This is a genomic window from Thalassotalea sp. G20_0 (assembly GCF_017744175.1).
GTDB lineage: Bacteria > Pseudomonadota > Gammaproteobacteria > Pseudomonadales > Endozoicomonadaceae > Endozoicomonas.
The window spans coordinates 37,122-51,149 of sequence record NZ_JAGHQV010000034.1 but is presented as its reverse complement, the minus strand read 5'-3'; the positions used below and the strand labels follow the sequence as shown (position 1 = coordinate 51,149).

Annotated in this window: 12 protein-coding genes; 4 read left to right on the top strand and 8 right to left on the bottom strand. The window is 50.4% G+C overall.

Going from position 1 to position 14,028, the window contains the following annotated elements; all coding sequences use genetic code 11:
• The first annotated feature begins 101 nt into the window (after window positions 1–101).
• Window positions 102–2,138, top strand: a complete 2,037-nt coding sequence (gene mnmC, locus J7438_RS18230) for a bifunctional tRNA (5-methylaminomethyl-2-thiouridine)(34)-methyltransferase MnmC2/FAD-dependent 5-carboxymethylaminomethyl-2-thiouridine(34) oxidoreductase MnmC1 (RefSeq protein ID WP_209277672.1) — start codon at window positions 102–104, stop codon at window positions 2,136–2,138.
• 262 nt (window positions 2,139–2,400) lie between these two features.
• Here mnmC and msrA read toward each other — a convergent pair whose 3' ends face one another.
• Window positions 2,401–3,045: a peptide-methionine (S)-S-oxide reductase MsrA gene (msrA, locus tag J7438_RS18225; protein WP_209277671.1), complete on the bottom strand. Its 645-nt coding sequence runs from the start codon at window positions 3,043–3,045 to the stop codon at window positions 2,401–2,403.
• 51 nt (window positions 3,046–3,096) lie between these two features.
• A complete protein-coding gene (locus tag J7438_RS18220; RefSeq protein ID WP_209203263.1) occupies window positions 3,097–3,897 on the bottom strand; it encodes a M23 family metallopeptidase in 801 nt (266 codons plus the stop codon).
• Window positions 3,898–4,203: 306 nt separating this feature from the next.
• On the opposite strand from J7438_RS18220, the gene J7438_RS18215 reads away from it, so the two are divergent.
• A complete protein-coding gene (locus tag J7438_RS18215; protein WP_209203262.1) occupies window positions 4,204–4,821 on the top strand; it encodes a hypothetical protein in 618 nt (205 codons plus the stop codon).
• A gap of 5 nt (window positions 4,822–4,826) precedes the next feature.
• On the opposite strand, the gene hemG is transcribed toward J7438_RS18215, so the two are convergent.
• The 6 genes from hemG to alaE form a co-directional block, all read right to left on the bottom strand.
• Window positions 4,827–5,456 carry a menaquinone-dependent protoporphyrinogen IX dehydrogenase gene (gene hemG / locus J7438_RS18210; RefSeq protein ID WP_209277670.1) on the bottom strand — a complete coding sequence of 210 codons (630 nt, stop codon included), beginning with the start codon at window positions 5,454–5,456 and terminating at the stop codon, window positions 4,827–4,829.
• Window positions 5,457–5,677: 221 nt separating this feature from the next.
• Entirely contained in the window at window positions 5,678–6,655 is a 978-nt protein-coding gene (locus J7438_RS18205; RefSeq protein ID WP_286196692.1) for an ABC transporter permease, read from the bottom strand.
• Window positions 6,652–7,632 carry an ABC transporter permease gene (locus tag J7438_RS18200; protein WP_209203259.1) on the bottom strand — a complete coding sequence of 327 codons (981 nt, stop codon included), beginning with the start codon at window positions 7,630–7,632 and terminating at the stop codon, window positions 6,652–6,654. The genes J7438_RS18205 and J7438_RS18200 overlap by 4 nt, the downstream gene beginning before the upstream one ends.
• Window positions 7,633–7,857: 225 nt before the next feature.
• Window positions 7,858–9,414 (bottom strand): ABC transporter substrate-binding protein, encoded by a 1,557-nt coding sequence (locus J7438_RS18195; RefSeq protein WP_209277669.1) that lies wholly within the window; start codon window positions 9,412–9,414, stop codon window positions 7,858–7,860.
• Window positions 9,415–9,465: 51 nt separating this feature from the next.
• Window positions 9,466–11,214, bottom strand: a complete 1,749-nt coding sequence (locus J7438_RS18190) for a dipeptide ABC transporter ATP-binding protein (protein ID WP_209277668.1) — start codon at window positions 11,212–11,214, stop codon at window positions 9,466–9,468.
• Between the two features lie 403 nt (window positions 11,215–11,617).
• Window positions 11,618–12,046, bottom strand: a complete 429-nt coding sequence (gene alaE / locus J7438_RS18185) for an L-alanine exporter AlaE (RefSeq protein ID WP_209203256.1) — start codon at window positions 12,044–12,046, stop codon at window positions 11,618–11,620.
• A 473-nt stretch (window positions 12,047–12,519) separates the two neighbouring features.
• Here alaE and thiM point away from each other — a divergent pair, with 473 nt between their 5' ends.
• Together thiM and ubiT are read left to right on the top strand one after the other, a co-directional pair.
• Window positions 12,520–13,317, top strand: a complete 798-nt coding sequence (gene thiM, locus J7438_RS18180; RefSeq protein WP_209277667.1) for a hydroxyethylthiazole kinase — start codon at window positions 12,520–12,522, stop codon at window positions 13,315–13,317.
• Entirely contained in the window at window positions 13,314–13,844 is a 531-nt protein-coding gene (gene ubiT, locus J7438_RS18175; RefSeq protein WP_209203254.1) for a ubiquinone anaerobic biosynthesis accessory factor UbiT, read from the top strand. The genes thiM and ubiT overlap by 4 nt, the downstream gene beginning before the upstream one ends.
• The last annotated feature ends 184 nt before the right edge of the window (window positions 13,845–14,028 follow it).

Below are 14,028 nucleotides of genomic sequence, written 5' to 3'. Positions count from 1 at the left end.
TCTGGTACATGGTCAGAAAGAACCTTGAGCACCACTACCAGGAGACTGTTTTCGGGCAGTCTCCTTGCTCATGGTTCTTTACCCGATAGTCGGCACTGACTATGCTTGCAGCTTTGTGCCTGATATTGAAACAGAAAGCCGTGTCCAATCATCCACCAAACCATCCGAATCACACCATAACTGCTGACATCCAGTGGGAAAATGGCCTGCCAGTCTCCACCCGGTTTAATGATGTCTACTTTTCCCGGGCCTCGGGTATTGCCGAAACACGCCATGTGTTCCTGGAACATAATCATCTCCCCGGGCGGTTTCGTCAACTGGTACCCGGTACAACGTTCACCATTGGCGAAACCGGCTTTGGCACTGGTCTGAACTTCCTCTGTGCCTGGCAGCTCTTTCTGGAAAAGGCCCCTGATAACACGTCTCTGGTCTTTATCAGCACGGAGAAGTATCCACTCCAGCAGGATGACCTGCAAAAAGCACTCAATATGTTTGAGGAGCTGACACCTCTGGCCAACAAAATGATCAGCGCCTATCAATTGAGTGAGGAAAATATCGACCTGCAATTTTCAGACCGCGCATCAGGCAAACACATCCGTCTTCATATTTTGATTGGTGACGTGCTGGACACATTGCCTCATATCAACGAGAAGGTTGATGCCTGGTTTCTCGATGGCTTTGCCCCGGCCAAAAATCCTGATATGTGGCAGCCCAAACTGTTCCAGACCCTGAAAGCCAAAAGCCATGAGCAATCAACCTATGCCACCTTCACTGCGGCCAGACAGGTTCGGGACGGGCTGACGGAGGCAGGCTTCTCAGTGACCAAACAACCGGGCTTTGGCCGCAAGCGGGATATGATTGCCGGCCGCTTTGTCTCCTCGGGTCTACCTTTGAGCAAACCCTGGTTTGCGCCCGCTGACCACAGGAATCCTGAAAAAACAGCCATCGTCGTCGGTGGCGGCCTGGCGGGCTGCAGCACAGCATGGGCGCTGGCGCGTCGGGGATGGCAGGTCACCATTCTGGAACAACACCAGACCCTGGCCAGCGAAGCATCGGGTAATCCACAGGGTGTTCTCTATGCCAAACTCTCTGCCGACAACACGCCGCTCAGCCAGTTCATCCTTAAAGGTTATCAATTCACCCTGGATACACTAAAAGCACTGGAGGTTGAACAGTGGCAGCAGTGCGGTGTTATCCAGTTAGCCATTGATGCCAAAACGGATCAACGATACCAGGCCCTGGATAAACAACATCCGAATGCTCTGCTTCAATACCTGACGGAAGCACAACTGAGCGATATCGCCGGATTGGGCATTCACTATCCTGGCCTCTACTTTCCACAGGCAGGCTGGGTGCACCCACCCGCACTCTGCCAGGCTTTGGCCGATCACCCAAACATTCGGGTGGTGACCAGCACGGCGATGAATACTATCGAACCCGTTGAGCAGGGCTGGCTGGTGAAAACCGATGGCGACAGGTTGCACAGTAAAACCGTTATCATTGCCCGGGGAGCGGCCAGTCATCAGTTGTCACAGTTGAACTACCTGCCTCTTAAAGCCATCCGTGGCCAGATTACTCAGGCCAGGGCAACCACCGAAAGTGAGAAGCTGGCCTCCTGTGTCTGCGGAGAAGGCTATATAGCCCCTGCTGTCGATGGCTATCACACCCTGGGCGCAACGTTCAGTTTTAACGACAAAGGTACTGAAGTTCGAGAAGCCGACCACCTGGAAAACCTGGCCATGCAGGCCGGGTATTTCCCTGCCATGTACCAGGCACTCGGTGGAACTGATGCACAAGTGACCGGTGGGCGAACAGGATTCCGCTGCACAACACCGGATTATCTGCCCGTAGTCGGTCCAATCGTTGACCTTAAGCACTTTGTTGCCACTTATGCACCCCTCAGAAAAAACAGCAAGTTGACCATTGACGTCTGTCCTGAATATCTGTCTGGCCTGTACGTGACCGCCGGACACGGTTCCCGGGGAATAATCTCCTGCCCTGTTGCCGGTGAGATTCTGGCCACCATGATCACCGGTGAGGCCGATAGTACTGTCGGTCTATCAATGCCTGCAAAACTGCTGGAAGCCATTCACCCCTCCCGCTTCCTGATCAGGGATCTGATCAGAAATAAAATATAGGAGGCTTATGCCGGTAGTTACACCAGAAGCGAGACTGCCGTCTATCCTCGACAAACAATCTAAGTAAAAATCGCAAAAAAACAGGTAGCAATACGCAGTGAGGAATCAACAGCGGCTGTCTATCTTATTAGGCATGGATTAGGTAACACACGGTTACCTGTCCATGAAGCTCCTGTTTCAATCCATTCAGCAAACTGCGTCCGGGCAACCTAATCTTTCTCTTGGTTGTCCGTTTTTTTGTCTGGTTGAAAATCAATAGCGGTTACTTGCCAAGACAAACACCCGTACCTTTCAGACCGCAGTAACCGCCGGGATTCCTGGCCAGATATTGCTGATGGTATTCTTCTGCGTAGTAGAACGGAGGAGCCTCACGGATTTCTGTTGTAACATCCGGATATCCCTGCTGTTGCAAAGACTTTGAAAATTCACTCCTTGAGCTTTCCGCCAATCCGGCCTGTTCATCCGTGGTGGTATAAATGGCTGAACGATACTGAGTTCCCACATCGTTACCCTGTCTCATTCCCTGGGTTGGATCATGGGATTCCCAGAAACATGCTAATAAAGCCTGTGTCGTTAGCTTTTCAGGATCGTAAACCACCATCACCATTTCTGTATGCCCGGTTGCTCCGGTGCAGACTTCTTCATAAGTAGGATTGGGTGTGTAACCACCTGCATAGCCAACAGCCGTTGTATAAACACCGGGCAGTTGCCAGAACAATCGCTCTGCTCCCCAGAAACAGCCAAGCCCCAGATAGATGGTCTGCAAGCCATCGGGAAATGGCGGCCTCAATGGCTGTCCATTGACATAATGCCGGGCCGGGACCGGCATCGCATCCTCCCTGCCCGGCAGGGCTTTTTCTTCAGTTGGAAGTTGCTGTTTATCGGGGTCTTTACCAAAGAATGTCATGATTATGTCCTCCCTGTCAGGGATCATAACATACCGCAGGGTCTGTTGAATTTACTGATCCCCAAGCGTTAACAAAGCAGGGTCAAGCCGCTTATCAAACCAGTTATAGCGCCAGTCAAGATGGGCACCGGTAACCCGGCCAGTGGCACCCACTTCACCGATAGTCTGCCCTCGTTTGATAGCCGCCCCACTTTTCACAGAGACTTTGCTGAGATGGAGAAAGCTGGAAAAAATACCGTGGCCATGATCAATAATGATGGTGCCGCCGGAATAGTAGAGGTCCGGGTCCACCAGTCGCACAACCCCATCAGCCGGTGCCACTACCGGTGTGCCTGTGGGTACGGCAATATCCAGACCGTAGTGTGGCCGCCCAGGTTGACCGTTATACACGCGCTGGCTGCCATAGACACCACTGATGCGGCCTTTTACCGGCCAGTCAAAGCCGTTAAAAAAATCCTCCTGATCCGTATCAGGTACTCTGGCTGCACGCACCTCTTCAGCTTCTCTGCGGATACGGGATAACACCCGCTCATCCGGTGATACATATTTTCTGGCAATCCCGGTCAACCGCTGAATATCATATTTCCGTGGCTTCAGGATTAAATGAAACGTCTTCAGTTCGCCACTGGCAAAGTGCTCTGTATAGGACTGCTTCAGTTCTGCATCACGGCCAAAACCAAGAATAAAGCGCCCATCTTTCGCTACTCTGACGTCCTGGTTGTCATAAACAATCCGACTCCCCGGTGCCGCCTGACCAACCAGAATACCTCCGGGTGTCAGCTGGCTCTGCAGGCCGTCCGCACTGACCATCAGAGAAAACACCAGAAGAAAAAAACCTGTAGCGAGATGCATTTAAACGTTCTCCTTTTATCATCCTGTCTGGTAATCATTATCGACATTATGATTTTTAACGAAATTGGTTCATAACAAAACAGCCTTAAATGGCAATAACTTATTTTTAGAGAAATAAGATATAAATATCAATAGTTTATACAGCCCCCACCATTACTAAAACAAGAATCAGCAGTATTGTCAGTAATACTAAACACAGTGTTATGAACTTTTGGCTCAGCTCGTTGTAAATTACTCCCATAACTTGAACAAAACGCCCAATACATCGGATTGTATTTAAGAAACTACGGATAATGGAGAGTATCTATGTGTAGACCTACTACTGCTACTACTGGCAATCAACAAAAGATCCCCTTTCTTACTGAATTCCAAACCGACATGATCGACGGAGGGCGCTTCGGGCACAGGAAGACCACAAAGCGATCAACGACTACTCAAGTTATCCAGGATAGCAACCCAAGCGCTGACTTGTCGGCAAAGCCAAGTTTAAAAGACCGGCTGGTTTATCCATTCAAGGCGGTCAGAAACCGAATCTTAACGGCCATGATGTTCGGTGGCTCCGCAGGCATGTTTATGGGCATGGGTGCCGGTGCGGCAGTTGGCGCTACGGCAGGATTTACTGTGGCTCTGATTCCTCAGATATTAGACTTGCTGACTTTTTCTTTTAACCCCTATATTGTTGCCGCTGGTGCCTATGTTGGCAAAGAGGCAGGCATCCGTACCGGTGCCGTTCTCGGGCTTGGCATTGGCGCAGTTGCCACTCTGGCATCTGCTGCCATAGCTCTTGCTCTCAGCGTGGTTCACCTGCCAAGGGACATCTACCATGCGGCAACCCTGGATGCCCCCCGCCTGGATGCACCACTGCCGGAGAAGCCATGGCTCACACAGCAACTCAGTCAGGAATTGTCCAAATTTAATGAATAAAAGCCTCAGGACATCATTTTGGATTTAATCATTCCGGGAACTGAAGGTTCTTCAATCACGGTACTTTTATAAGCTTCAGCCGCCATTGGGCGGCTTATTTTCTGAAAGTCCCGGTTTAATTGCTCGGCAAACGCCTTAACCCGCATCCAGTCGGTAAACTCGGTATTCTGAGTGACGTCAATAGGCCCCCCGGTCAGTTTCATAATCAAGCGGATCATCTGTTTATCAATCCAGCGATATCGGGTATACAGCAAAGCACCGGCAAACACTTCCACCCGGTCGGGAGTCCATGAAATCTGTTTCAGGAATTTCTGCAGGTAACGGTTGTTATGAGGGTCCCGTCGTTCAGGCTTGCGGGCGGTCAGATTGACGGAAAAAAAGTAACCCGGAATGGTTGCCAGCTGGTCACTGTATTGCCTGATAAACTGGTAACACGCTTTATGGTGTTTGCCATAACGAATCGAACAACCAAGGATAACACCATCACAAGACTGAAGTGAGAAGCCGTCGTTCAGATCAGTAATAGAGCTGACAAACGTCTCATGACCAGCCTGGGCCAGGCACTGGCCGATTCTTTCGGTAATTTTTTGGGTCTGGCCTTCACACCCCTGGTGCAACAACGCTATACGGGACATATCTAAATACGTGAGTAATTATAAAACCAATATTTGCGTAGATAATAACCAACTTATAAGTCGGTAGTGTTAACTCAGATCAACAAAGCGGTGAATAGAAGCTGTTCAGGTGGTTTCTTCCCGGGAGCTGTTTAATAACTTCGACATTTCAATAAGCGCTGCCCGCCACCCGCTGCCCGAAAAGACAGGCAGCTTTTGCTTTTGCGGGCTCTGCATGAGTATTAGCCCTTATACAGTTTTGGATTCAACACATCCCTGAGCCAGTCACCCAGAAGATTGAGCACCAACACCAGAACCACCAGCACAATCCCGGGAATAACCGTAATCCACCAGCTGCCAGAGAAGATATACTCAAAACCACTGGAAATCAGAGACCCCAGGGAAGGCTGGGATACCGGCATACCAAGACCCAGGAACGACAACGCGGCCTCACTGATAATCGCATTGGCAATCTGCACCGTCGAGATCACCAGAATAGGCGACAGTGAGTTTGGCAGGATATGTCGAAACATAATGCGCCCGGCACCAAAACCCATAACCCTGGCCGCCTCTACATACTCCTTCTTCTTTTCTGCCAATACCGATGCCCGAACCGTACGGGCATATTGAGGCCACTCGGCAATACCAATCACCAGTATCAGCATGAACATGGCCAGCTTACTGTAGAGTTCCGAACCAAAAGAGGCCTGGAAAACCGCCAGCACGATAATCGCCACCATCATGGTAGAGAACGACAGCTGAATATCCGCAACCCGCATCAGAAAACTATCGATTCGGCCACCAAAGTAACCGGCGGTCAAACCCAGAACGATACCCAGGAAAGCCTGCAACAAAACAGCAAACAGACCGATCGCCAATGAGATGCGCATACCATAGAGAATGGTACTGAACAGATCACGCCCCTGGTCATCGGTGCCCAGCAGAAAACGTTCATCCCCTTCTGCTGACCACGCCGGGGGAATTTCCGAATCCATAATATCAATGGTTGACAGATCGTAGGGATTGGTGGGAGCCAGGATCGGAGCCAACAGCGCAGCCCCCACAAACAGCGCAAAAACCAAGGCGCAGACCATGGCCACCTTGTCACGGGTGAAGCTGTACCAGAAGGTAGAGTTCCTGAAACGCTCCCAGCGCCCCGGTGCCCTATTAGCCGCAGCAGTTTCCTGATCGACCGGCGCGTTCGATATCATTTCACTCATTGGGCGCTCCTCGCCAGTCTGACGGTGGGGTTAATCAGGCCATACAGCAGATCCACCAGCGTATTCACCACCACAAAAATGGCACCTACAACAATCAGGTAAGCCACAATCAGCGGCGTATCCACCCGGTTGACCGCTTCCAGAAACAGAAAGCCCATGCCCGGCCACTGGAAGACAGTCTCCGTAAGAATGGTATAAGCGACCATGGTTCCTATCTGCACACCGCCAACAGTAATGACCGGCAGCATGGTGTTCTTCAGGGCATGGAGGAAGTAGATACGTGCCTTTTTCAAACCTTTCGCTTTGGCAAACTTGACGTACTCGGTATGCAACACTTCTGACATTTCAGAGCGAATCAGTCGGATAAACAGTGGCAGCATAATGCTGGCCAGCGAGATGGCAGGCAGAATCAGATGCAACAGGCCATCTTGAGTAAACAGGCCGCTCTCCCAGCCACCGATAACCGGCACCAGCTCACCCCGGCCATAAGATGGCAGCCAGCCCAGCTCAATAGAGAACAGGTAAATACTGAAAATAGCGGTCAGAAAGACAGGGACAGAAATACCGAGAATACTGAACCCGAGAATTAACCGGGTAAACCAGCTATGGGGCCGAATGGCACAATACACACCAGCGGGAATAGACACCAGAATAATGATCAAACTCGCGGCAAACACCAGCTCAAGGGTGGCTGGCATTTTGGCCAATATCACGTCCAACGCTGGCGCTTTGAAAAAATAAGAATTCCCCAGGTCGCCCTGTAACGCGTTGCCCATAAATCTTGTGTATTGAGTGAGGAACGGGTCGTTTAGCCCCATCTCGTCACGCAACTTTTCACGTTCGGCTTCTGACACCGATTGCCCTACCAGCTCCCGGAGGGGATCCCCAAGATTGTCCTGTATGGAAAAGCTGATAATGCTGATAACAAACATCACTATCAGCCCCTGCATAAGCCTGCGCATTAAAAATAACAGCATAAATATCCCTGGATGCCTGACAAAAGCAATAGCGAAGCATTTTCATTCCCCGGTCCGAACTCGTTTCCCGAGGGTGTTAAAAGAAGGGAACCACAAAGGCACAAAGACACAAAGTTTTTTCCGGGCTTGCCTGAGCTTCGCTCAGCAAGCAAAAAAGGCTTCCTTTGTGCCTTCGTGTCTTTGTGGTTCAAGGCTTTTAGACCACGAGTATCCGGGCTAAACCGTTTACTCCTTGATCACCAGGTCGCCCAGGTAAGGGAAGTTCATCACGTTAACAACGTCTTTGGCGGCCACGTTCTTGCTGGCACCCCAGGCAAGGTTCTGCCAGTGCAGTGGAACAAAGGCTGCTTCCTCATAGAGGGTACGCTCAACGTCCTGAAGAATCTGTGCCCGTATGTTTGGATCGGTTTCAGAGCCAGCTTTCTTAACCAGCGCGTCTACCGCCTCATTGCAGTAATTACCGGAGTTATACTGTCCCCAGCCGGAAACCGAATCGGCACAGGCCGTGAGGTACTCGGTAAAGTTGGCGGAATCTTCCGTATCGGAGTGCCAGCCAATCATCATCATATCTGCAGAACGCTCATCAAACTCAGGCCAGTACTGCGCTTTTGGCAGAGTTTTCAGATCCACTTTAATGTTGATTTTTGACAGCATGGAAGCCACCGCCTGAGCGATCCTGGCATCGTTCACATAACGGTTATTGGGAGCCATCATGGTGATGGCGAAACCATCTTCATAACCGGCTTCTTTCATCAGCTGTCTGGCCTTTTTCAGGTCATAACGTGGCTGCAGATCATCAACATAACCGGCGTAGCCTTTTGGCCCCTGCTGACCGGCAGGTGTCGCAAAGCCTTTCATGATTTTCTTAACGATGCCGTCATTGTTGATGGCATAATTAATGGCCTGACGAACACGCTTGTCTTTGAACGCGGGAACACGCTCCTGATTCAGCTGGAAACTGATGATACGGGTACCACCGAGGGTCACCAGGTCCGTATTGCCAGACCGCTTGATACGCTCATGATCGTTAGGCGGCACAGGGAAGATAAAGTCCACGTCACCGGACAGCAGAGCGGCTACACGGGTTGGGCCTTCTTTAATAGGTGTAAGCACAATCTCGTCCACATTCCCCGGCGATTGCTTATCCCAGTAACCCTCAAACCGCTGGAAATCGACACGCACGCCCTGCTGACGCTCGGTCACAATAAAAGGCCCGGTACCAGAAGCATTTTTAGAGGCATAGGTATCGCCGTGCTTCTTCAGCAAAGACTTCTCCTGACCTGTACTATCCAGACCTGCATAGAACTTGCTGTCCATCGGGAAGATGTAGGTGGCAGAGTTAAGGACCAGGGGGAACGCCTCTTTGGTCACCAGATCAAAGGTATAGTCATCAATGACCTTCACTGCGGCAAAAGGCTCGAACACCGCTTTGAAGTCCGGGCTGCTGGCCAGTCGCTGAAAAGTCCATTGAACGTCGGCAGACGTCAGCGCATTACCGCTGTGGAATTTAACGCCTTTACGAAGGGTAAAGCGCATGGTCCGGTCATCAATACGCTGCCACTTCTCCGCCAGACGAGGCTCAAACTGAAGGTTGTCATCCCAGCGAACCAGTGGATCAAACACCAGGTGAGACAACTGCAGCGTTGCACCAGACAGCTGCTCATGCGGGTCCAGAGATACCGGATCCGAGTCGTATGCCATTTTTAAAGTAGCGGCCTGAGCCCCTAACGCCAATGATGCTGCCAGGATCGCTCCGGCAAGCTTTTTCATAGTTTTTTTCATCGCTCCCCCATTACAGGTGTTTCACTTTTTAAAATTATTCAAGAACTATACCTAAGAATGCGCAGCAACTCTGGCTTCAATATCCAACCCACTACGGGACAGATTCTCAACCCTTGGCATCATATTGATCAGATGCCGGGTGTACTCATGGTGAGGATCACTGAAAATCCGGTCGGTATCCCCCACCTCAACCAGTGTACCCATCTTCATCACACCGATGCGGTCACACATCTGCAAAATAACCGGCAGATCGTGGCTGATAAACAGCATGGTCAGGCCAAGCTCTTCCTGAAGGTCTTTTAACAGGTTGAGAATCTGAGCCTGTACCGAGACATCCAAAGCCGAGGTCGGCTCGTCACAGATCAGGAATCTCGGGCGGGTTGCCAGCGCCCTGGCAATGGAGATGCGCTGACGCTGTCCACCGGAAAACTCATGGGGATACTTGACCCCGGCCGCACGCCCAAGGCCAACGTGATCCAGCAGATCCGCCACGATACGATTGATCTGACGTTCAGATTCGGCCAGTTGATGAAAACGAATGGGCTCGGCAATGATGTCCTGCACCGTCATCCGGGCATTCATGCTGGAATAGGGATTTTGAAACACCATCTGAATCTGACGGCGAAATGGCTTACGCTGCTTTTCAGTCAGCCGGGTAATATCCTGACCGGCAAACTCAATCAATCCGGAGTCTGGTGGATAAAGACCGGCAATAATCCGGGCAATCGTCGACTTACCGGAACCGGACTCCCCCACCAGACCAAAGGTTTCACCGGCGCGCACCTCAAAAGACACCTGGTTGGATGCCTGAACGTAACGGCGATTTTTTGCAAAAAACGCAGACTGGGTTTCAAAACGAAGGTTAACGTCTTTCACTGTCAGCAGGGCACGGTCGCTAATCTCTGCATTCAAATCAGAAAGCTGCTCTTTCTGCCCCAGCCAGTGATTCTTCACATCAATATGACGCCCCTGCTCTTTTTCGATGTACTCGACCCTGGGAAAGCGGTGCAGTTTAATATCGGTTCTGGGCACGGCACTGATCAGGCTCTGGGTATAAGGGTGTTCCGGGCGGCATAAAATCTGCTCTGTAGAACCCAGTTCCACCAGGTCACCCATATACATAACAGCGACACGATCCGTCACATTGGCAATAACGCCCATATCGTGGGTTACCAGCAGGCAGCCAACGTCCCGCTCTTTACAGAGTTTGCGGATCAATTCGAGAATCTGATTCTGAATAGAGACATCAAGTGCCGTGGTGGGTTCATCGGCAATAATCAGCTCAGGATCGCCGGACAGAGCAATGGCAATAACAACACGCTGTCGCATACCACCGGAAAACTGGTGAGGGTATTGCCTGATACGCACTTCCGGCTCTGAAATGCCCACCGAGGTCAGCAGTTCAATTGACTTATTATAGGCCGCTGCTTTATCAAGCCCCAGATTGACCATGATGGTTTCCACCATCTGGGTTTCAATGGTCAGAAGTGGGTTAAGAGACGTCATTGGGTCCTGAAAAATAAACCCGATACGACGACCACGGATCCGGCGAATGGCTTCGCCACTGAGACCGCTGATGGCCTGGCCATCCAGCTTAATATTGCCACCAGCCACCACACCCGGAGGGCTCAGCAAGTCAATGACCGCATTGCCAACGGTGGATTTACCGGCACCGGACTCACCGACAAGGCCCAGTATCTCACCCTTTTCGAGGGTAAATGAAACCCCTTTAACAGCTACAGCAGTACCATGACGAGATGGAAACTCAATGCGCAGCCCTTCTACTTCCAGTAAGGACATGCTTCCCCCTTGTAATGCTCAGTCCTGAACTTCAGAAGGTGAACCTCAGCTTCTGAAACTCGCAAGCCATGATGCAAATACGCTGTCGTATATGGCATAACAATGCCCCCCATAGAGGGCAGCGCAGCTTGACTTACGACAGATACAGACGATACGTGACACAGCTTATACCCCATAACAGCCGTCACAAATTGAATAGAAGTTCAGGCCGGACTCATGGATGACATGAGTGCATGGAGGTTATGTTATTAATGCGTTATTAACACCAGAGTGCATCGACAAATACATGAAATCATGCCGGCTCATTTCGGAAAATAACTATACCGTCAGGACAGAAAAATAAAAAGCCCTGATTCGAAATCGCTTACGAATCAGGGCTTTATTCATGAAAACTGAAGATTTTTTATGCGACAGGAATTGCGACAGGCTTGAACCAGTTGCGACAGAGCTGCAAATAGATTCCGTATGGCCGCCCCATGATCAGCATGGCTCCTATCTGCCCTGCACAGGCAACCAGCAACTGCTCCAAATTGACACCCGTCGACAATAACAGCAAGGCATACAGCGGAATCTGAAACGACAGAAACGCCAGGGCATCCAGCAGCGTCATTTGCATAAAGCCATTACCGATAAACCGGCCACGACGAATCAGCCAGTCACGGTACAGTCCATAAGCTCTTGCCGTTAACAGGTTAACGGGAACACTCATCAGACGGGATTGCAGTGACTGTTCAAAACTCAGCCCTGCCAGCAGTTCAACACTCATGCCAACCACAATACCAAAGGTAATCATGGCAAAAGTATCCGCCAACATATCCCGATTAAAAACCATCTCCCTCGCTCCTGAAACAAATAGCCCTGATCGGGCAGAAAAAGCGCAAAAAAATCCCTGCACCGATTCTGTAAAGGAAGAACCGGTCAATTCATTTGAAATTAAATAGAATCCGTCAGTCTGTTCAGGAGAAGGTTCTGAAGCCCCTTCCATAAGTAAAAACTGAGATCTGACGGGATAACTGATAAGCAGAAAACCGAACTGAAACAGCAGTATTCAGACGTTGAAAAATATAGCTAGATAAGGCAAAAAACAATAGCTAATAAATCCATATTTAGATAATTTGCAGAATATAATTTCAACATATCTCTTTTAAACAGGAATAGTCGCCAACAACAAAAAACCTGATAACAAATGATCTACTCTTGAAATCATTTGTCAGGAGACAAGACCGTGACACGTGTCAATTCACTGACCGCCAGACATCATTATTATTGAGCATGGATAAAAAGGCCTTTCCTATGCAAGAACAAATGATTCATTCACTCAAAGAAGTGAGAGAAAAGCAGCCGCTGGTTCACAACATCACCAATGATGTGGTCACCAACATCACAGCCAATGCCCTGCTGGCCATTGGTGCATCGCCGATCATGGCCCATGCCATTGAAGAAGTCGCAGATATGGTGAGCATTACCAGCAGCCTGGTGATCAATACAGGAACGCTGACCGGCTCCGGTCTGCAAAGCATGCTTCTGGCCACAGAAACGGCATTACAACTTGAAAAGCCCTGGATTCTCGACCCGGTCGGTGTCGGGGCAACCCCCTTCCGACTGACAGGCAATAAACAGTTGCTGGCCAACAAGCCATCCGTTGTGCGGGGCAACGCCTCCGAGATCAAAGCCCTGTTTACCGGTGCCAATGAGGGGAAAGGCGTCGACAGCAGCAGTAGCAGTGAATCTACCCTGGAATTTATTCAGGAAAAGGCCCGTGAACATCATCTGATTATCGCGGTAACCGGTGCTACCGATTATGTGACCGATGGCTACGACGTCTACAAAATCAATAATGGCCACCCTATGATGGCCAGAGTAACCGGCACCGGTTGTACGGCAACTGCCATCATCGGTGCTTTTCTTGCGATCTGCGATACACCACTGATTGCCGCCGTATCGGGCCTTACCTGCCTTGGCATTGCCGGCGAACTGGCCAGTATGGATTGCCCCGGCCCTGGTTCTCTGCAACTGCGCATACTGGATGAGCTGTACCTGCTGGACCGGGCCACCATTGAGAAATTTGAAAAAGTGAGCAATATGAGAAGGAGCTGTCATTGAGTCTGCTGCCATCTATTAGACTTCCTCTGCCCGGTATTAACCTGCGGGAGAGACTCAAAAAACCAGGTATTGAGTTACTGGGCCTGCCGGTCAGGCTGCTGCCATCAGCCATGGTGAACAAACCACTGACCAAAGCCATCAACCACATCTTCCATACGCCGGTAGAAGAAGGCGATTTTGATTTTCTGGAAAGTCGCTGCCTGAAAATCCATATTACCGATATCGACATCAGCTTCTTTATCAGTTTCGATGGCAGTCAGCTGACCGCTACCGGCCCACGACACTTTGATGTTGAATTCCGGGGAGACAGCAAAGCCTTCCTGAAACTGGCCAGCCGACAGGAAGACCCGGATACCCTGTTCTTCCAGCGCAGCCTGATGATTGAGGGTGACACTGAGCTGGGGCTTGGAGTAAAAAACCTGCTGGATAGCCTGGAGCTGGAACAGCTGCCAATTCCTGTCCAGCAACTGGCCCGGCTGGGGCAGCAATTGCAGAAAAAAATGCCTTCAGGATTTGTCACAGGATAACTTCATCACTCAGTCTGGGAAAAGGTCGCCACCCTCAGGGATGAAAAGTCGTTGAGCAAAATATTTTTCTCGGCAAAATTTGTCAATATAACTAACCATAAGGTCAATGACAGGTGTTACACAGCCAGCTAACCTGAACAGCATTGTGACCATCCGAAACGGCGATGATAGCCACTTTAAACCA